An 18,595-nucleotide genomic window follows, 5' to 3' on the forward strand; every position below is an offset into this window, starting at 1 on the left:
TCCTGGCGTGACCACCCTCCTCGACGCGAAGGCCCGGCTCGGCCTGACGCTGATCGCCGGCGGGGCGGTCGCCAACATCTATTACAACCAGCCGCTGCTCGGCCTGATCGTGTCCGAGTTCGGCGATGCCGCCGCCCTGTGGGTGCCGACCACGGCGCTCGTCGGCTACGGGCTCGGCATCATCGGGCTCGTGCCCCTGGGCGACGCCCTGCCCCGCCGCCGCCTGATCGTGGGGCAATGCCTCGGCCTCGCCGTGGCGCTGCTCGCCGTGGGCCTCGCCCCGAACCTCGCCTGCCTGGCGCTCGCCCACCTCGTCGTCGGTGTGCTCAGCTGCGCGGCCCAGCAGGCGGTGCCGTTCGCGGCCGAGCTCGCCCCGGACGCGAGCCGCGGCCGGATCGTCGGGCAGGTGATGACCGGGCTGCTCACCGGCATCCTGCTCGCCCGGACGGCCAGCGGGTTTCTGGGCGCGCATCTCGGCTGGCGGGCGGTGTTCCTGGCCGCGTCGCTCCTGGCGCTCGCCATGGCCGGCATCGCCCGCGCGACCTTGCCGCACACGCCCCAGACCCATCCCCTGCGCTACCGCGCCCTGATGCTGTCGATCCTCCATCTCGCCCGGTCGCAGCCGGTGCTGCGCACCGCGAGCCTGTCGCAGGCGCTGCTGTTTGCCGCGTTCAACGCCTTCTGGGCGACCCTGGCGCTGCTGGTGGAGAACCCGCCCTTCGGGCTCTCCGCCGCCGGGGCTGGGCTGTTCGGGGTGATCGGCGTCTGCGGCGCGTTCGTGGCGCCCCTGTCGGGCCGGTTCACCGACCGGAGCGGCGCGAAGCCGGTGGTGCTCGGCGGCAGCCTGATGGTCGCCCTGTCGTTCCTGGTGCTCTGGGCCGGGGGAACGTGGTCGCTGGTGGCGGTCGGGATCGGCGTCCTGCTGATCGATATCGGCATGAACGGCGCGCTCATCGCCAACCAGACCCGGGCCTACGCCCTGGTCCCGGGGGCGCGGGGCCGGATCAACACCGTGCTGTTCACGACCCTGTTCGTGTTCGGGGCGCTCGGCGCCTTCGCGGGTTCGCAGGCCTTCCTGGTGGTCGGCTGGCCGGGGGTCTGCGCGGTGGGCCTCGCCTTCTCGGCGCTGGCCGTGCTGGTGGCGGCCCGCGATCCACACGGACCCGCGACGCCGGCTACTTGAGCACCCGCGACAGGCGGCACCACGCCGCCTTTCCGGCCGGCAGGCCGAAGCGGAGGCGCTCAAGCCGCTCGGGGAAGCGCCGCACCGCGATGCCCGCCTCCGCCAGCCGCCGGTACAGGCCCGGCCCATCGGAAAAATCGGCGGTGCGGAACAGGCTGGTGCCGCCGACGAGGGTGCCGCCGCCGCGGGCGATCAGCCGGTCGAGGCGCGCCGCATCCGCCGCCCGCGCCTGGGCGGTCTCGGCCCGCCACGCCGTGTCCGAGAGGGCGGCCCGGCCGATCGCCAGGGCCGGCCCGGACACCGCCCAGGGGCCGAGGGCCGTACCGATCCGGTCCGCCGTCCCGGGCTCGGCGATCGCGAAGCCGAGGCGCAGGCCCGCGAGGCCGTAGGTCTTGCCGAAGGAGCGCAGCACCACGAGCCCCGGGGCCGCATCTGGGCGCAGGACGTGCGGGCACAGGCTCGCCACCGGCTCCAGATCCGCAAAAGCCTCGTCGGCGATCAGCAGGCCGCCGCGGGCGCGCAGGGTTTCCGCCAGGGCGAGCCGCTCAGACAGCGGATGGGTCCGCCCGTCCGGGTTGTTCGGATCGACCAGCACCACCACGGCCGCATCGCCGATTGCCGCAATCCCGTCGACCTGCGTCACCGCGTGTCCGGCCCGCACCCAGGCGGCTTCGTGCTCGGCATAGGTCGGGCCGACCACCGCGACCCGGGTCGGGGCCACGAGCCGGGGCAGGGTCTCGATCAGGATCTGGGTGCCGGGGGCGAGGGCGACATGCGTCGCATCGGGCGCGCCGTAGGCCGAAGCGGCCGCCGCCCGCAGGGCCTCGACCTCGGCGGCGGCGGGCAGCCGCGTCCAGGCGCTGGCCTCCACCGGCGGCACGGGATAGGGGACCGGATTGATCCCCGTCGAAAGGTCGAGCCAGGGCTCCGGCGCGTCCGGGAAGGCTTGTCGGAGTCCTCCGAGATCGCCGCCATGGGGGATCGGACCCGGGATCGCCCCCGGCTTCGGAGCGGGATTCCAGAAACGATGCTCCATCCGCCCGACACGCTCGCCATCCTCGCCCTCGCCCTCGGGATCGAGGCGGCGTCCGGCTACCCGGACGCGCTCTACAGGGCCATCGGCCACCCTGTCACCTGGATCGGCCGGCTGATTTCCTGGCTGGAGCGCGGCCTGAATCGCGGTTCCGAGCGCCGCCGCCGGGTCGCCGGCTGCGGCGCGCTGGTGCTTCTTCTGGCGGTCACGGGGCTGCCGGCCTGGGCGCTCACCGGGCTCAGCCTCTGTGCCGGCCCCCTCCCCGCCCTGCTGCTCCTCGGCCTGCTCTGCGCGAGCCTGCCGGCGCAGCGCAGCCTGAACGACCACGTCGCGGCCGTGGAGACCGCCCTGCGCGACGGCGGCCTGGAGGCCGGCCGCCGCGCCGTGTCGATGATCGTCGGGCGCGACCCGGACCAGCTCGACGGGCCGGCGGTCTGCCGCGCCGCGATCGAGAGCCTGGCGGAGAATTTTTCCGATGGGATCGTGGCGCCGGCCTTCTGGATCGGCTGTCTCGGCCTGCCCGGCGGCGTGCTCTACAAGGCGATCAACACCGCCGACAGCATGATCGGCCACCGCACCCCGCGCTACGCCGCCTTCGGCTGGGCCGCGGCCCGGCTCGACGACGGGGTGAACCTGCCGGCCTCGCGGCTCGCCGGCCTGCTGATCGTCGGGGCGGCGCTCTTGCGCGGCGCCGATGCGCGCGGCGCGCTCCGGGCGATGGCCCGCGACGCCGGCCGCCACCGCTCGCCCAATGCCGGCTGGCCCGAGGCCGCCATGGCCGGGGCGCTCGGTCTGCGGCTCGCCGGCCCGCGGGTCTATGACGGCACCCTCGTCCCCGACGCCCATATGGGCGACGGCCGGGCCGAGGCCACGGCCGACGACATCGCCCGCGCGCTGACCCTCTACCGCACAGCCTGCCTGCTCCAGGGCGGCCTCGTCCTGGCCCTCCTCGCCCTCTGGCTCGTCGCGATGGGCTGACCCGACGGCACGGCCTGCGCCAGGGCTCTGGTTTGCATCCTCGTTTTCCGAAAGCCGGCACCCACTTTTCGGGATGATGCGCTACGCTGGGTTGGGCGGGACAGGGAGAAGCCGATGCGCGCGGTGTTCGTCGATGCCAGCGAGACCCTGGCGGCGGTGGCGCGCCGCCTGTTGCGGCCGGACGATCCGCCCGTCGCGATCAATCGCCAGCCCGACATCACCCCGGAGGACCTGCCCGGCCTGCTCGCCGGGGCGGAGATCGCGGTGATCGACCACACCGCCCTCCCCCTCGACGTGGCCCGAGCCTGCCCGAGCCTGCGCCACGCGGTTTTCCTCGGCACCGGCGCCCGCAGCTACATGGACCCGGAGGCGCTCCAGGCCAAACTCGGCATCACGGTCCATACGATCAAGGGCTACGGCGACACTGCGGTGGCGGAATGCGCCTTCGCGCTACTATGGGCCGCCGCCCGGGGCCTGCCCGAGATGGACCGGGCGATGCGGGCGGGGCGGTGGCTGCGCACCGAGGGGATCCAGCTCACCGGCAAGACCGTCGGGCTCGTCGGCTTCGGCGGGATCGCGGCCGAGATGGCGCGGCTCTGCCGGGGCGCCGGCCTGCGGGTGCTGGCCTGGAACCGGACCCCGAAAACGCATCCGGAGGTCGAATTCGTTCCCCTGGAGCAACTGCTGGCCGAGAGCGACGTGGTCTCGCTCCACCTGCTCCTGACCGAAGAGACGCGCGGCTTCCTGTCGGCCGCGCGCATCGCCGCCCTCAAGCCCGGAGCGATCCTGATCAACACCGCCCGGGGGGCACTGGTCGACGAGCCCGCCCTGGTCGAAGCCCTGCGCGACGGGCGGATCGCCCGGGCCGGGCTCGACGTGTTCACGGTCGAGCCGTTGCCCGCCGACCATCCGCTCGCGTCCCTGCCGAACGTCACCCTGTCGGCGCATTCGGCCTTCCGCACCCCGGAGGCCAGCGACAACCTGATCGGCGCCGCCCTCGACCATTGCCGGCGGATCGCCGCCGGCTGAGGGATCAGTGTTCCGTACCCGGCATGTTCGCCCGCGGCGCGCCGCCGTGGTCGCGGATCACGCTGGACCGTTCCGGGGAGCCCTTGGCGTCGGCGACCTGTTTCCGGGCCGCGGCGGCCAGGAACCAGACGCCGCCCAGAGTCCCCAGGGCGAGGATCAGAAGCGGAATTCCTTCGCTCATCGCGGTGCCCTCCTCGATGATGTCCCGCGGGGCTGCGGGATTGCATCATCATGCCCGATAGACGGGCATCAGGAAGAATAACGCACGATGTCGTGCGATGTTCAGGCCGTCCGAGCCCGCGTCGGCGCCGCCTCGCGCCGGGCCGCGTCCCGCCGCAGGGCGGAGAGCACGATGAACATCAGGCCGGCGCCGATCGCCAGGCAGGCGGACAGGAACAGCATCGGCACGAGGTCGCTCTTGGTCTGGTCGCGGATGAACGGGACCATGTTCTGCGCGACGAACCCGCCGAGATTGCCCACCGAGTTGATCGCCGCGATTCCGGCCGCCGCCGTCGCCCCGCGCAGGAAGGTCGCGGGCATCGACCAGAACACCGGCTGGGCGGAAAAGGTCCCGGCCGCCGCCACGCACAGGCAGGCGAACTTCACCGCGTTGCCCGGCAGGATCACGCTGAGCGCCAGCCCGGCCGCTCCGACGAGTGCCGGCCCGACCACGTGCCAGGTCAGGGCGTTGCCCTGGGCGCCGGTGCGGGCGGCGTGGCGGGGGACCCACCACAGGGCGACCGCGGTGGCGACCCACGGGATGATGTTGAGGAAACCGTTGGTCAGGTTCGAGACCCCGAACCCCTTGACCACCGTGGGCAGCCAGTAGCCGAGGCCGTAGGCGGCCAGCGGCAGCGAGACGTAGACCCCGGCCAGCATCAGCACGCGCTTGTCGACGAGCGCCGCGAACGGATTGCCGTGATCGACGAGGCCGCCGCCCTCGCGCTCGGCCCGGAGCGTGCGGGCGAGCCAGTCGCGCTGGTCCTGGGACAGCCAGGGCGCCGTCTCGGGACCGTTCGGCAGGATCAGCAGCACGATGGCGGTCATCACGATCGCCGGCGCCCCCGTGGCCAGGAACACCCATTGCCAGCCGGCCAGCCCCCAGACCCCGTCGAGGCCGAGCAGCGCCCCGCCGATCGCCGCGCCGACCGCGTTGGCCACCGCGCTGGCGATCATGAACCAGCCGATCATCCGGGCCCGGTGCGCCTGCGGGAACCAGAGCGTGAGGGCGAACAGCACACCGGGGAAGAAGCCGGCCTCCGCGGCACCGAGCAGGAAGCGCAGCACGTAGAACATCGTGGCGTTCTGGGTGAAGCCCAGCAGGAGCGTGACGATGCCCCAGGTGAACATGATCCGGGCGAACCAGATCCGGGCGCCGACCCGCTCCAGGAACACGTTGGCGGGCACCTCGAACAAGAAGTAGCCGAGGAAGAACAGCGACGCGCCGAGCCCGTAGGCGGTCTCGCTGAGTCCGAGGCTGCCGACCATGTCCAGCTTGGCGTAGGAGACGTTCTGCCGGTCGATATAGGCGATCAGGTAGAGCAGGCCGAGCAGCGGCATCAGCCGCAAAGTCACGGTGCGGACGGTGCTCTCGGCGAACTCCTCGCCGACCGGGGGCTGCGTGGGGGGCATATGGCGTTCCTCTGGACCCGTGCGGCCCCTCGTGGCGAGGGCCGGCAATTACACAGAGTAATCCGTGGCGTGGCCTTCGCCTACCGGGCAAGCGCCAGGAGCCGGTCGCAGTCGACATGGGCCGCGATGTGTCGCGCGAGGCCGTCGAGGGCCGCCTCGACCCCGGCCTCGTAGCCCGCCCCCTCCGAGACCGTACCGAGGCGGGCGAGCCAGGCGGCGCGCTGGGCATCATGCGCGAACAGGCCGTGCACGTAGGTCCCGGCCACCAAGCCATCCGCCGAGACCGCCCCGTCGGCGCGTCCGTCGGCGAGCCGCAGCAGCGGCCGGGCCGCGTCGGGGCCCCGGGTCGTGCCGATATGCATCTCGTAGCCCGAGAACGGCACCGCATCGGGCAAGCTGGTGCCGGTCACCGCAGCCAGCCGCTTGTCCGGGCTCATCACGGTCTCGACATCCAGGAGCCCGAGGCCCGGCACCGTGCGGGGCGCCCCCTCGATCCCGTGCGGATCGGCGAGGCTGCGCCCCAGCATCTGGTAGCCGCCGCACAGGCCGAGCACCCGCCCACCCCGCCGGACATGAGCGTGCAGGTCGACATCCCAGCCCTCGGCGCGGAAGAAATCCAGGTCGTCGATCGTGGTCTTGGACCCCGGCAGCAGCACCAGGGCGGCCTCCGCGGGGATCGGCGTTCCGGGGCGCACCAGCACCACCGACACCCCAGGCTCGGCCCGGAGCGGGTCGAGATCGTCGAAATTGGCGATGCGCGGCAGCACCGGCACCGCGACCGTGACGGTCCCGGCCGGGCGCGGCCCGGAGCCCGCCAGCCCGAGCACGTCCTCGGCCGGCAGGCGCACGGCCTCGGGGAAATGCGGCACGAGGCCGAGCGGCGCCCAGCCGGTCCGCTCGGCGATCAGCCGCATGCCGTCGGCGAACAGGCTCGGGTCGCCCCGGAAGCGGTTGACGATGAAGCCGGCGATCATCGCGGCGTCGGCGGCCTCGATCACGGCCTTGGTGCCGACCAAGCTCGCGATCACGCCGCCGCGGTCGATATCGCCGACCAGCACCACCGGCGTATCGGTGGCCCGGGCAAAGCCCATATTGGCGATGTCGCCGGCCCGGAGATTCACCTCGGAGGCCGAGCCGGCGCCTTCGACCAGGACCAGATCGGCCTCCGCGGCCAGTCGCGAAAAACTCTCCAGGACGGCGGGCATCAGCCGGGGCTTCCAGGCCTGGTAGTCGCGCGCCTTCACGGTGGCGACCATCCGGCCCTGCACCACCACCTGGGAGCCGATTTCGCTCTGGGGCTTGAGCAGAACCGGGTTCATGTGCACGGAGGGCGGCACCCGGGCGGCCCGGGCCTGGAGCGCCTGGGCGCGGCCGATCTCGCCGCCATCCGGGGTGACGGCGGCGTTGTTCGACATGTTCTGCGGCTTGAACGGGCGCACCGCCAAGCCCCGGTCGGTGAAGGCGCGCGCCAGCCCCGCCACGAGCAGCGACTTGCCGACATCGGAGCCGGTGCCCTGGATCATCAGGGCCTTCTTGCGCGCGGGCTTCAGAACTCGATCCCCTCCTGGGCCTTCACGCCGGCGGAAAAGTGATGCTTCACGCTGCCCATCTCGGTGACGAGGTCGGCGGCCTCGATCAGGGCCGGCTTGGCGTTGCGGCCGGTGACGACCACGTGCAGGTCCGGCCGGCGGGCTCGCAGGGCGGCGACCACGGCGTCGAGGTCGAGATAATCGTAGCGGAGCGCGATGTTGAGCTCGTCGAGGACGAGCAGGCGGATCGTCGGATCGGCCATCAGGTCCTCGGCCACGGCCCAGGCGTGGCGGCAGGCGGCGATGTCCCGGGCCTTGTCCTGGGTCTCCCAGGTGAACCCCTCCCCGAGCGTGTGCCAGGCGACCCGGTCGCCGAACACCCCGACCGCGTGGCGCTCGCCGGTATCCCAGCCGCCCTTGATGAACTGGACCATGCCCACCCGCCAGCCGCGGCCGAGCGCGCGGAGCATCAGCCCCAGCGCCGCCGTGCTCTTGCCCTTGCCGGGGCCGGTATGGACCAGGAGCAGGCCCTTCTCGAGGGTCTTCTCCGCCACCTCGGCGTCCTGCACGGCCTTGCGTTTCTCCATCTTCTCGCGGTGGCGGGTCGCATCGTCGCTCATGCGGGCACTCCTGGTTTGACGATGAGCGGCAGCCCGGCCACGGTGAGCACGACCCGGTCGGCCCGGGCGGCGAGCCGCTGGTGCAGGCGCCCGGCCTCGTCGCGGAAGCGGCGGGCGAGCGCGTTGTCGGGGACGATCCCGAGCCCGACCTCGTTGCCGACCAGCACCAGCGGCCCCGGCGCCCGCGCGCAGGCGGCAAGAAGCCGCGCCACCGCGTCCTCCAAGTCGGCCTCCGCCAGGATCAGGTTGGTGAGCCAGAGGGTGAGGCAATCGACCAGGACGGGCCCCTCCGCCGCCGCCACCGCCTCCGGCAGGGCGAGCGGCACGTCGCGGGTACGCCACGGCTCGGCGCGCCGGGCGCGGTGCTGGCCGATGCGCGCGACCATCTCGTCATCGAAGGCCTGCGCGGTGGCGAGATAGAGCCACGGGCCGGGGCAGGCTTCGATCAGCCCCTCCGCGTAGACGCTCTTGCCGGAACGCGCCCCGCCGAGGACGAGGGTCATGCGGGGCGGGATCTGCACCATGCCCCTCCATCGCCCCAACCCGTCCCGCGGTCAAACCTGAGCCCCCGTGCGGATCGACGGTTGCCGGACGCGCCGCCGCCGACTATAGAACCCCGGCCTAGCCAAAGCGCCCTTCGTCTAGCGGTCCAGGACGTCGCCCTTTCACGGCGAAAACACGGGTTCGATTCCCGTAGGGCGCGCCAGTAAAATCAAGCGGTTGGCTGGATTTTACGAGCTGGCTCACACAAACGTCTCACATAGTCATTGTTGAGTGCTGCCGTACGGAATCGTGAGCTCCGAGCAGTCAGTGAGGCATCTTGACCGTGATGCTGCTGCTCAAACATGGCGGATGCTGACCCACAGCTGACGTCCGGAACGTCTGCTCGTGGGCAGTCTGGTGAACTCCTCCGCGACGCCCTGCGCCAGTACGAGCGGGTCGACGGGGCCGTCAGAGAACCGCTCTCGACGGCTTCGCGCGTCACCAGCGACCCAGAGGGTGAGCCGATCGAGATCGACTCGCACGACGCGCACCACTTGGAGGGGATCTTCGGCGGTGGGCTGGACTGGTACTTCGCCGTCCTGGCCAACACCGAGATCGAGACCGAGAAGAAGGCGCTGAAGGCGGAGCTCGAGCGGCTGACGACAACGCTCCTTTGTGCTGGCGGAACGTAGTGGATCTCTTCCTCCTGGATGCGCTCGACGAGCTCTTTCCTCGGGCTGAAGGTTAGCGTCCAACGCCGCTTCTTCTCGTTGAAGCGCCAGCGGCCTTTCTCGGGGAAGGCCGCCGGCCGGCTCACTCGATAATTGCTCAACGCCATCGGTCGCCCTTATCTTCCGCCTCCATTGGCCGGCGAAGCCACGGTCGCGACCCCACGAGACACGATCTCTGCCGAGCCTCGGCTGACCCGCCGAGCTCAGATCAGCTTGACCTCAGACGCGGCGACATCTTCGGGCGCGAGGATCTTGGCCGGAACGAACGGACCGTCGGCAGACACAACCGACGCGGGGTCGCGATCGTTGAACAGGTCTCGGTACTGTTCATCGCTGACGACGGCGTCACCGTAGACGTCTGGCGGCCAGTCGACGAACTGCCAAGCGCCCGCCTCCGTCATCCGCACCGAATGCAAGGGGCCGACATAAACGGCGCTCTTGGCGATGAACTTTCGGACGAACGGGTCCATCTCGAACGCATGCCTGATGAAGCACGCTCCGAGCGTACCCGGAATGTACCAGCGCTCCGACCGAACGCTCCGAACTGCTTCTCGACGATGTCTCGCAGACAGGTGATCGCCGCCAGCGCGTCGTCGCGGGCGCTCACATAAGTCGCCGGGTTGAAGTGAACGGCCCGGTTCCTCAGGCGCGACAAGGTCCTGAAAAGATCGACGACCTCCTGATCCAGGACCTGCCACGCCTCGAGTGTCGCGATCATGAGCCGCCAATTCGAGAAGGCTCTGTCCGCGGCGACGGCCGCGTGCTCGGGCGTGTCGGCGTAGTCGTCCCGCAGATCGAGGACGAGGTGGTTGAGCGTGCGCTCCCCCAGCGCACAGGCCGATAGCAAGGCCGGATAGTAGGCGCCCTGGACGAAGGCGTCCCGCGTCTGCGTGAAGAAGCGGTTGTGGTAGCTCAGGACAGAGAACGGCTTGACCCCGATCGCGACGAAGTCCGCTCGTTTGCGCTCGGCGCCCCACTCGCCGTACTCGGCCACGAGCTCCGCCTGGCGCCGCGCCATGTTGTCGATGTGCAGCGCGCGAACCTGCTCGTCCCAGGTCTACGGGATCGGCTGGTCCATATCCGCAGCGCGGCTGTCGAAGTCGCCCGGGAGCGTGCGGAAGCGCCGCATCAGCCGATCAGGACCTCCGCCGCCTTCACCTCAACGAGGTTCGACACCTCGGCATGTAGGTCGACGGCTTGCCCGGACGCCGACAAGGAGATGACTAGGGCGTACCGGCCCTTATCCGCGAATCGCCGCTGCCCGAAGTGGGACTTCCACCAACCGCCGACTGGGTAGACCGCGATCGCGTCGTGACCCGCAAGCTCGATCGCCCGCCCCCGCCACAGATCGCAATGGAGCGATCCCGCTTGGACAGCCTTAGGCCCGAGCAGCCAGCAACTGGTCTCGGTTTCGCTCGCCGAACCGTCCCCCTCTTGCGCCGAGGAGATGCGGCTACGAAACTTTGCGTCGGTCTCAGTCCGTTTCTTCATGTCGAAGCGCAGACCGAAGGAGCGGTACGTATCGGGACGAGTCGCCGCCCTCCCCGTGAGGTTCGGTTCGACAAAGTAGGAGAGCGTCACCTTGATGGTGACGATCTCGTTCTCCAGCTGCTCGAGTGCCGCTTTCGGCCAGGGCAGGTCGTAGAAATGCATCTCGTTGAACACGGCGCTGCGCCGGTCCGCTCCGAGCGCGAAAGGCTGGATTTCGGCCTCGGCGATCAGGGTGACGTCGTTCCGTGCGGACAAGATCGCGCGGTCGATGTCGGGCACGCCGTAGCCCATCTCGCGCAGGATCTTCTGCTTTTGCGCCTTCGACCCCGTTTTCCAGTGCGCCCCTTTTCCTATCAGCAGCCTGCGGATCGATTGCGGCCAGTCCGCCGAGTCCACCGTCAGCGCCCGGTGCGTCTCAGGCCAGCGGTCCGGCAAGCTCGCCTGCAGCCGCCCGAGGAAGTTGCCCGCCACGCCGGCCGCCGCGCTTGTCGCCCAGAAGGGCACCAGCGGCTCGGCCGCGACGTCCGAGCCTAGGGCGAGCAACGACACCGCCTCGTGCCAAGCGCAGAAGCCTGTATCGGTGGAGAGCATGTTGCCGGCCTCGAACAACACCTCAGGCTTGATCGGCGTCAGGTCGTCCGGAAGGGTCTGGGAGCCGCGGCTGAACGGACTCCGATGGTTGGCGGGCACGACCGGTTCGAGCGCGGGCGGCGGGGCCGGCGTCTGCTCCTTGCGCGTGAAGCCGCCGATAGTCAGCGCGTTCCAGCTCTGGGACGGGTCTTCGAGCGGCTGGGACAGCGTCACGTCGACCATCATGCCGCCCTGCACGTTGCCGGTCGCGACCACGACTAGGCGCTTGGGGCCGTCTGCGGCGGCCGTACCGTTTACGGCGTCGCCGGGCATGGACCCGGCCGCGATCTGGTCGAGCGCTCCGCTCCAGCTCGAGGGCCGGCTCGGCGGGAAGTCCGTCGCCGACGTGGCAAGACAGAAGCTTCGCAGCATGTTCGGGCGCTCCGCTTCGACGAGTGCGACGGAGCCTTGCGTTACCACACCGTAGCTCGGCGGCTTGGTCGCCGGAAAGCCGTGCGGCGGCAGGAGCTTCATGGACTCCACTCCGTGCGTGAGCTCGACGGGCTCCGTGCTGTTCATGTGCGGCTCGAGATCGCCGTACAGGATGAGGCCGGCGATTGCCGTCCCATGTCCGCCATAGGGCGCATGATCATCGGTCCCCCAAGCGGCGTCATAAGCCCACGCGCCCTTCAGGCCCGGCTGGACGAGCGGGTGCTCGGCCGCGACGCCGGTTTCGAGGGCGCAAACGACAGGCACGTCGTCGGACGCGGGTATGACGCGCTCGGCCAGTTCGGACACCCAGTCGTGTTGACCGAGGCGGGCCTCGCCCCGGTCGAGGAACGGCTCGATCGTGCCGGTTGCCCGCCTGATCTCCGTGATCGCCCCTGGCACCCGTTCGGCGAAGCCCAGCACGGCGGCCGTGGGCGCGTGGACGAAGATCACGGTTGTGTCCGGGAATATGAGGCGATCCGCGTGCACGTCGAGGTTCACGCCGCGCGCCAGCACGGCAACACGCTCGGCACGGCCTGCATCACCCTGCACCCAGAGCTCCCACCAGACGATGTCGGGCGCACCGAAATCGACCGCGCCGACGAACAGCGTGCGGGCGGGCGCGGCGGCGATCGTCTCCACCGCCTCGAAACGGTCGACGTCCGGCCGACGTGCATTCCCAAGGTTGCGGCCGTAGGCGGCGATACGCTCGCGCAGGAATCCTCGGGCGTCGTCGGGCACGAACAGCAGAGCACTCTCCGTCCGGTCGTCGCGCCGCTCGGTGCGGAGCAGCACGATGTCTTGACCGGGGAACTCCAGCGCCGCCGGAACCTTCGCAGCCTTTGAACGCGAACCCTCCGCGGGCGGTGCAGTCGCTACCTCGACGACGGCGCCCGATTTCAACCCTTGGACCTGCAAGCGGGTATCCGCTGCGGCAGCGGGCAGCTCGCCCAGCGCCTTGGTTAGCTGGTCGAGCAGCGCGTCGGCGTGCGCGCGATAATCGTCGCGCAGCGGTTTGCGCTTCTGGTCGCGCGAAGGATAGCCGTACTGTGCGGCCTCGCGGAACGCGTCGATCGAGATATGTGGTCGATCCCGCGCCCCGAACTCATCAGGATCTGACATAACTCTTCAACCCCGAACAAACATGGTTCCTGCAGGCGGCCGGCTCGTCTTTCTAACGGCCGGTCTGACGGCGGAATTTGCCCTTCAGGGTCTGGCGGTTCTGCAGTGCGTCCTTGAGCGCATCAGGGGAGGCCTTCGCCTCTCCCTCCAGGATCACGTCCTTAACGACCGCGTCGGCCGCCCGCACCAGCTCGGCTTGGCTCAGGCCATCGAGCGCCGTCTCGATCGCCGCCCAGGAGCGGGCGGCCAGCTTGAACTTGCCGAGGCGACGTTCGACGATCGCGCGGGCGGCCTTGCGGTCGGGAAGGCCGTACTCCACCACCTCGTCGAAGCGGCGCGCGAGCGCCTCGTCGAGGATCTCGACATGGTTCGTCGCGGCCAACACCAAGCTGTCGGTGCTGTTCGGCTCCTCCATGAAGGCGAGCACAGAGTTCAGCACGCGGCGAATTTCGCCGACATCATTCTGGTCACCCCGACGCGCGCCGATCGCGTCGAATTCATCGAGCAGATAGACTCCTCGCGTCTGCGCGATCTGATCGAACAACAGGCGCAGTTTGCCCGCGGTCTCGCCGAAAAAACGGCTGAAGAGCGCTTCTAGGCGGACTGTGAACAAGGGAAGGTGCAGCTCGCCCGCGAGCGCCGACGCGGTCATGGTTTTGCCGGTGCCGGGTGGACCAATGAGCAGCATATGCGTGGTCGGCGCCTGCCCGTGATCGCGAAGCGTCGCGCGCTCCTGCTGCTGACGCACGACCCGCATCAACCGTCCGCGAACTTCCTCCGAAAGCACCATGCTGGCGAGCGTCACCTTGGGATAGGCGCTCTCGACTAGACCTTGGAGCTCGCCGCGCGGCCGGGCCAGCGGGATAGGGGTCTGTCCACCGGCCGGACGACTAGTCCGCTGCTGGTCGCGGGCCTTCTGCACCAGGCGCTTCAGCTTGTCGGCATCCTCAGACCGTCCCTGACGCGCCTCCTGCGCCGCAACCTGCAGCGCAATCGAGAGGAATTGCTCTTCATCGCCTTCGATGTGCGAATTCAGGAGGGCGAGCAGATGCTTGGTCGACATGCTCGCCTCCTTCCCTTCGACTCGAGGCCTTGCCCGTTGAAACGGGTGAAGCACTGTCCCCACCAGAACTTACGAACGAAAGCCTTAATTGAATGGCTCAGGCCGTGCCACGGTTTCATGGCCGCTGGGCACAAGGTCGCGCGATGGGCGGCGTCCCGGCATCGTTCCCGTCATCCAGAGCCTCAATCCCGTCGATCGTTGATGCGGCGTTCAGGCCCACAATGAGGCGCGATCGGCCGTAGCGACCTCGGACGAGGAATGCCCGCTTATGGGAGAGGCCCCAATCTCTGTTTCTGGCGCGAACCTGAGATTGACCGAGCTGCAAAGGTCGGCAGCTTTGCGCCCATTGCCGCCGCTCGGCCGAGCCCGACGACATCCCATAAGCGGACGTTCGAGTTGCACCTATGCGATGGCGTGGTGGCCGATTTACCATCCACCACGGTGGCACCGTTCAAAGCTCGATGAACTCGACCTGATCCGATGGGAGGAAGCGCCACCAAGCGTCCGGCGCGCGGAACACGTCGTAGGCTAACCGCAGGATGGACTCCGGCTGTCGATGTGACGGGTCGATCCCACCGCGGGCCTCGTTGCGGGCGAGGAGCATCTCCCAGGAAAGGTCGAACACCTTCCACTCGACCGAGAGACCGTATCGCTCGACGACCTCTAGCTCGGCCTCGAACACCCCCCGGGTCAGGTGGGTGTCGGCCATCACCACGCTGAACCCTGCCGCGAGGGCCGCATCCAGGGCAGCAACCTTCACGCCGTGGAGAAGGCGGCGCGCCTCCTCATCCCAGTCCGTCCGTCGCACCTGCCAGTAGACCTGACGGTCCGGCGGCCAGAATGTCTGGCGGAGGTCGTCCAGGGTGAGGTGCACCCAGCCCTGCATTGGATCGAAGAACCGGCGCGCATAGGTCGTCTTGCCCGCTCCCGGGCATCCGATCAGCCCCACCACCCTCTGCCGGCGCGGGGGTGCCTCAGCGTCCATGGAGCGCGGGGTCAGGCATGGTGGGCGGCGTCCTCGTCCTCGTCCTCGTCGAGTTCGGGATCGGCCTCGACGGTCTCGCCGCACAGGTAGCGCGCCTGGACCTCGGCGACACGGCGAGCCGCCTGCGCGTGACGGGTCGACACGAGGCTGTCCGGGCCGAGGTCCCCGCCGCGCTTGGCCGTGAGCAGGTCCGGGTCGCCCCACCTTTCGAGAAGTGCCTGGAAGGCATCATGCCGGCTGGCGTCGAAGGCGATGCGCTGTCCCATCATGTCCTTGTAGGGGTGCGCCGGATGAATGCCGGCGCAGGGAACCCAGCCCGTCGGGATCGGAGTGGTCGCCGCATGCGTGCGGCCGCCTCGCAGGAGCTTGGGGAGGACGTGGCTGTGAGGGCCCTCCGGGCTGGTGCCGCCGGGCCCCGGGATCGGGGCATAGACCTCGATGCGGCCGATCCGGGCGAGGAACACCCGGTGCGGGCTCAGCGCCACGAGTTGGCGACCGATGGGGCTCGAAGGGTCGAACAGGGGAAGCCCGACACCGGACCGGAGACAGGCGATGGCCTCCGGGTCGCTCGTGCGCACGCAGGCGTCGACCGCGAGGAGGCTGAGACCCAAATCGAACAGGATGGCGTCCCGGTCTCGTTCGCGGGCGGCGTCCCGGTCCGGGCCGAGCTCCGTTACCACGCCGCGCCGGTTCATCGCGCAACGCGCTTCCGGCAGGCACAGGGCGACGGCGTGGTTCCAGCCTGACATGACCGCGGTCTCGTAGGCCACCGGTCGCAGGTCGGGACTGGGAGCGAGCGCGATTGCGCCCCGCTCCGTCGATAGGCCCATGCGCCCATCCGGCAGCAGCGACGTGGCCTCGTCGGGGTCGCGCATGAACTCGGCGATGGCCCCGAAGCTGCCGAGGCTCCAGGCGGTGCCGGAATCGGCCAGTGCCTCCCGCAGTAGGGTCGTGACCGCGTCAGCCCGTGATGGTGACGTCATCGCGTTCCTCCGTCGTCGTAGCCCCTGACCGCGCCCAAGGCAGGATGTATCGTGTTCCGTCCGAAGCCCAGCCCCGCTCGGCCCTGACGCCGAACGCCTCGGCCAATAGGACGTCGGTCAGGGCCTCCTCCGGGGTGCCGTCCGCGACGAGGCGGCCACCAGCCAGCACGACGATGCGGTCACAGAACCTGGCCGCGAGCGTCAGGTCGTGCAGCACGGCGACGACGCCGGTGCCGTCCCTGGAGACGGCCTGCAGAAGCGCCATCGCGTCGAGTTGGTGCGCAGGGTCGAGGGCCGTGACCGGTTCGTCGACGAGAAGCCACGGCGCCTCGACCGCGAGCGCCCGGGCGAGCAGGACGCGCATGCGCTCGCCCGAGGACAGGGTCGGCTCGCTTCGGCCGGCGAGGTGGAGGATGTCGGTGCGCACCATCGCCCGTGCGACCCCGGCATCGTCGGCCTGGGACGAGGATGCGAAGGCGCGCCGGTGCGGCAATCGGCCGAGCGCCACGATCTCGCGAACCGTCATCGGCCAGCCGACGCTACCCCCCTGGAACAGGGCGGCGATTCGGCGGGCCCGTTCGTCGCGTCCCATGGCGGCCAGCGGACGGCCATCGAGGGTGATCCGGCCCCGAATCGGGATGATCAGCCCCGCCAGAACGCGAAGCAGCGTGGTCTTGCCGGCTCCGTTCGGGCCAACCAGCCCGACGAAGCGGCCGGGCTCCAGGGCGAGACCGATGTCCGAGAGGATGGTCCGTCCATCCAGCGTCACCTGGGCATCCTGCAGGCCGAGGCTCATGCCCGCCTCCCGCGGCTGCGCAGGAGCAGCACGATCAGGAATGGCGCCCCGACCAGCGCCGTCACCACGCCAAGCTTAAGTTCCGGCCGGGTGGCGAGCAGGCGCACGCCGATATCCGCCGCGAGAACCAGGATCGCTCCCGCGAGGCCGCTCGGCAGCAGACAGGCGCCGGGACGGGCACCGACGAGGGATCGCATCAGATGCGGTACGACAAGGCCGACGAAGCCGATGGCGCCTGAAACCGCGACACCGCTTCCGACGGCCAGGGCCGCACCCGTGACGAGACGCAGGCGCACTGAGACCAGGCCGACCCCGAGGCTCGCGGCGGTGTCCTCACCAAGCGTGAGGGCATCGAGGGCGGAGCCGGTCGACAGCATGAGGGCCCAGCCGACAGCCATCAGCGGCAGGCATAGGAGGACGTAGTCGAGGCTGCGGTCGCTGAGCGAGCCCATCAACCAGAACACGATCTCCAGGGCCGCGTAGGGGTTCGGCGACAGGTTCAGCGCCAGCGCGGTCAAAGCACCGGCTAGGCTCGACAGCCCGACTCCTGCGAGGATCAGCCCAAGGGTGCTGCTGCCGCGGGCGGCGAGGGCGTTCAGGAGGAGCGCGGCGACGCCGGCGCCGGCGATGCCGCCGAGCGGTAGGGCAAGGCTCACGGTAGCGGCGAAACCGCCGTAGAAGACGATGACCGCGCCCAGCGCCGCCGCCGACGAAATGCCGAGGATGCCGGGGTCCGCGAGCGGGTTGCGCAGGTAGCCCTGCATCGCCGCGCCGGTCAGACCGAGGCTGAAGCCGACCAGGGCTCCCAGTAGCGCGCGCGGAATACGAAGCTCCCAAAGGACCAGGGCCGGCAGCGTCGTGCGACCGGCGACGAGGTCTGCGAAGGCGGCGGGCACGTCGAAGGGCGCGTAGCCGATGGCGATGGAGGCGAGCGTCAGCGCGACGACGGCGATGCCGAGGATAGCGATGACGGCGCGCCGGCCCCGCGGCGTGCCGAGGCGCCGGGATGCCGGGGGGCTGAGCGTGGTGATGGGGGCATTCATGGTCCGGGCGCCCGTTCGTTCGCAGCCTCGGCGAGCCGCGCCACGACTTCCGCGACCTGTGGCCCCGGACAGGTCCAGAAGCGGTTTGGAATGTCGACCGTCCGATGCGCTCGTGCGAGAGCCCGAAAAACCGGATGGTGCAGGAGGGTATCGGCCAAGGAAGGCCAGCCTGGCGCGCCTTCGTCGACGACGATAAGGTCCGGGTTCGCCAGCGCCGCGGCTTCGAGGGGCACCTGCCCGAAGCGGTCACGCCCGATCTCGGCCGAGACGTTGACGAGGCCGGCGGCGCGGATCAGCGCGTCCCCGAAGCCGCCGGGCGCGACCGTGAAGGCGTTCGGACGCATCACCAAGGCGCGAAGGGGCTGCCTGGCCGGCACGATGGCGGCGAGACGTGCATCGAGCGCCGCGACCATGGCATCGCCCCGTTCGGGATGGCCGAGCGCCGCCGCGACCTGCCGGATCTGGGCGCGGACGCCGTCGAGGTCGACCGGCACGCCGAGTTCGAGCACGGGGGCGCCGACGCGCTTGAGCATGCCCACCGTCGTGCGTGTCGTGAAGGCACCTGCGATCACAAGGTCGGGCTTCAGGGCCACGACCTCTTCGGTCAGGCCCCGCGTCACTGGCAGCCCGACCGCCTCGGCCGCGACCGTCGACCCGCGCGGGTCGCGGGCGAGGTAGGTGACGGCCAGCACCTGACCGCGGTCCGCCAGCCGCAGGACGAGCTCGTCGGCGCACAGGTTCATCGAGACCACCCGTACGGGTGCCGCCGCCGCGCCGAACGGCACGACGGACAAAATGGCCACGAGGGCGATCATGAGCCGAGACGGCATCCGCG

Annotated in this window: 19 protein-coding genes and 1 tRNA gene; 5 read left to right on the plus strand and 15 right to left on the minus strand. The window is 70.3% G+C overall.

Annotated elements, in window-relative coordinates; all coding sequences use genetic code 11:
• Positions 1-7: 7 nt before the first annotated feature.
• Positions 8-1,183, plus strand: coding sequence for an MFS transporter (locus tag MKL20_RS10170; RefSeq protein ID WP_243963580.1), 1,176 nt, complete (start codon positions 8-10; stop codon positions 1,181-1,183).
• On the opposite strand, the gene cobD is transcribed toward MKL20_RS10170, so the two are convergent.
• Complete coding sequence (gene cobD, locus MKL20_RS10175; RefSeq protein WP_244036565.1) at positions 1,176-2,219, minus strand: threonine-phosphate decarboxylase CobD; 1,044 nt, start codon at positions 2,217-2,219, stop codon at positions 1,176-1,178. The genes MKL20_RS10170 and cobD overlap by 8 nt on opposite strands.
• Here cobD and cbiB point away from each other — a divergent pair.
• Together cbiB and MKL20_RS10185 are read left to right on the plus strand one after the other, a co-directional pair.
• The gene (cbiB, locus tag MKL20_RS10180) at positions 2,211-3,194 is read left to right on the plus strand and encodes an adenosylcobinamide-phosphate synthase CbiB (RefSeq protein ID WP_244036566.1); all 984 of its coding nucleotides are present in this window, start codon (positions 2,211-2,213) and stop codon (positions 3,192-3,194) included. The two genes, cobD and cbiB, sit on opposite strands and share 9 nt — an antisense overlap.
• A 114-nt stretch (positions 3,195-3,308) precedes the next feature.
• Positions 3,309-4,223, plus strand: a complete 915-nt coding sequence (locus MKL20_RS10185; RefSeq protein WP_244036567.1) for an NAD(P)-dependent oxidoreductase — start codon at positions 3,309-3,311, stop codon at positions 4,221-4,223.
• 4 nt (positions 4,224-4,227) lie between these two features.
• On the opposite strand, the gene MKL20_RS10190 is transcribed toward MKL20_RS10185, so the two are convergent.
• The 5 genes from MKL20_RS10190 to cobU form a co-directional block, all read right to left on the minus strand.
• Complete coding sequence (locus tag MKL20_RS10190) at positions 4,228-4,404, minus strand: hypothetical protein (RefSeq protein WP_244036568.1); 177 nt, start codon at positions 4,402-4,404, stop codon at positions 4,228-4,230.
• Between the two features lie 101 nt (positions 4,405-4,505).
• A complete protein-coding gene (locus MKL20_RS10195) occupies positions 4,506-5,855 on the minus strand; it encodes an MFS transporter (RefSeq protein WP_244036569.1) in 1,350 nt (449 codons plus the stop codon).
• A gap of 80 nt (positions 5,856-5,935) precedes the next feature.
• Complete coding sequence (locus tag MKL20_RS10200; RefSeq protein ID WP_244036570.1) at positions 5,936-7,378, minus strand: cobyric acid synthase; 1,443 nt, start codon at positions 7,376-7,378, stop codon at positions 5,936-5,938.
• A 23-nt stretch (positions 7,379-7,401) separates the two neighbouring features.
• Entirely contained in the window at positions 7,402-8,004 is a 603-nt protein-coding gene (cobO, locus tag MKL20_RS10205) for a cob(I)yrinic acid a,c-diamide adenosyltransferase (protein ID WP_244036571.1), read from the minus strand.
• Complete coding sequence (gene cobU, locus MKL20_RS10210) at positions 8,001-8,528, minus strand: bifunctional adenosylcobinamide kinase/adenosylcobinamide-phosphate guanylyltransferase (RefSeq protein ID WP_244036572.1); 528 nt, start codon at positions 8,526-8,528, stop codon at positions 8,001-8,003. Before cobU ends, cobO begins: the two co-directional genes overlap by 4 nt.
• 106 nt (positions 8,529-8,634) lie before the next feature.
• Between cobU and MKL20_RS10215 the strand changes: the two genes are divergently transcribed.
• Together MKL20_RS10215 and MKL20_RS10220 are read left to right on the plus strand one after the other, a co-directional pair.
• Positions 8,635-8,710 (plus strand) — tRNA-Glu (locus MKL20_RS10215).
• Between the two features lie 139 nt (positions 8,711-8,849).
• Positions 8,850-9,179 carry a hypothetical protein gene (locus MKL20_RS10220; protein WP_147907674.1) on the plus strand — a complete coding sequence of 110 codons (330 nt, stop codon included), beginning with the start codon at positions 8,850-8,852 and terminating at the stop codon, positions 9,177-9,179.
• A gap of 242 nt (positions 9,180-9,421) precedes the next feature.
• Here the strand turns inward: MKL20_RS10220 and MKL20_RS10225 are convergent, their stop codons facing one another.
• The 9 genes from MKL20_RS10225 to MKL20_RS10265 all read right to left on the minus strand — a co-directional run bounded on the left by MKL20_RS10225 (position 9,422) and on the right by MKL20_RS10265 (position 18,590).
• The gene (locus MKL20_RS10225) at positions 9,422-9,619 is read right to left on the minus strand and encodes a hypothetical protein (RefSeq protein ID WP_147907673.1); all 198 of its coding nucleotides are present in this window, start codon (positions 9,617-9,619) and stop codon (positions 9,422-9,424) included.
• Positions 9,616-10,212: a hypothetical protein gene (locus MKL20_RS10230; protein WP_147907672.1), complete on the minus strand. Its 597-nt coding sequence runs from the start codon at positions 10,210-10,212 to the stop codon at positions 9,616-9,618. Before MKL20_RS10230 ends, MKL20_RS10225 begins: the two co-directional genes overlap by 4 nt.
• A 134-nt stretch (positions 10,213-10,346) precedes the next feature.
• Positions 10,347-12,890, minus strand: coding sequence for a S8 family peptidase (locus MKL20_RS10235; RefSeq protein ID WP_244036573.1), 2,544 nt, complete (start codon positions 12,888-12,890; stop codon positions 10,347-10,349).
• A gap of 52 nt (positions 12,891-12,942) precedes the next feature.
• Entirely contained in the window at positions 12,943-13,953 is a 1,011-nt protein-coding gene (locus tag MKL20_RS10240) for an AAA family ATPase (RefSeq protein WP_147907670.1), read from the minus strand.
• A gap of 451 nt (positions 13,954-14,404) precedes the next feature.
• On the minus strand, positions 14,405-14,938 hold the full coding sequence (locus tag MKL20_RS10245; protein ID WP_244036574.1) for an AAA family ATPase: 534 nt from the start codon (positions 14,936-14,938) through the stop codon (positions 14,405-14,407).
• Between the two features lie 11 nt (positions 14,939-14,949).
• Entirely contained in the window at positions 14,950-15,921 is a 972-nt protein-coding gene (locus MKL20_RS10250) for a DUF6925 family protein (protein WP_244036575.1), read from the minus strand.
• Entirely contained in the window at positions 15,899-16,717 is an 819-nt protein-coding gene (locus MKL20_RS10255; RefSeq protein ID WP_244036576.1) for an ABC transporter ATP-binding protein, read from the minus strand. Before MKL20_RS10255 ends, MKL20_RS10250 begins: the two co-directional genes overlap by 23 nt.
• A complete protein-coding gene (locus MKL20_RS10260) occupies positions 16,714-17,760 on the minus strand; it encodes a FecCD family ABC transporter permease (protein ID WP_244036577.1) in 1,047 nt (348 codons plus the stop codon). Before MKL20_RS10260 ends, MKL20_RS10255 begins: the two co-directional genes overlap by 4 nt.
• On the minus strand, positions 17,757-18,590 hold the full coding sequence (locus MKL20_RS10265; protein ID WP_244036578.1) for an ABC transporter substrate-binding protein: 834 nt from the start codon (positions 18,588-18,590) through the stop codon (positions 17,757-17,759). The genes MKL20_RS10260 and MKL20_RS10265 overlap by 4 nt, the downstream gene beginning before the upstream one ends.
• Between the last annotated feature and the right edge of the window lie 5 nt (positions 18,591-18,595).

Source organism: Methylobacterium sp. E-066, from assembly GCF_022829635.1.
Classification (GTDB): domain Bacteria; phylum Pseudomonadota; class Alphaproteobacteria; order Rhizobiales; family Beijerinckiaceae; genus Methylobacterium.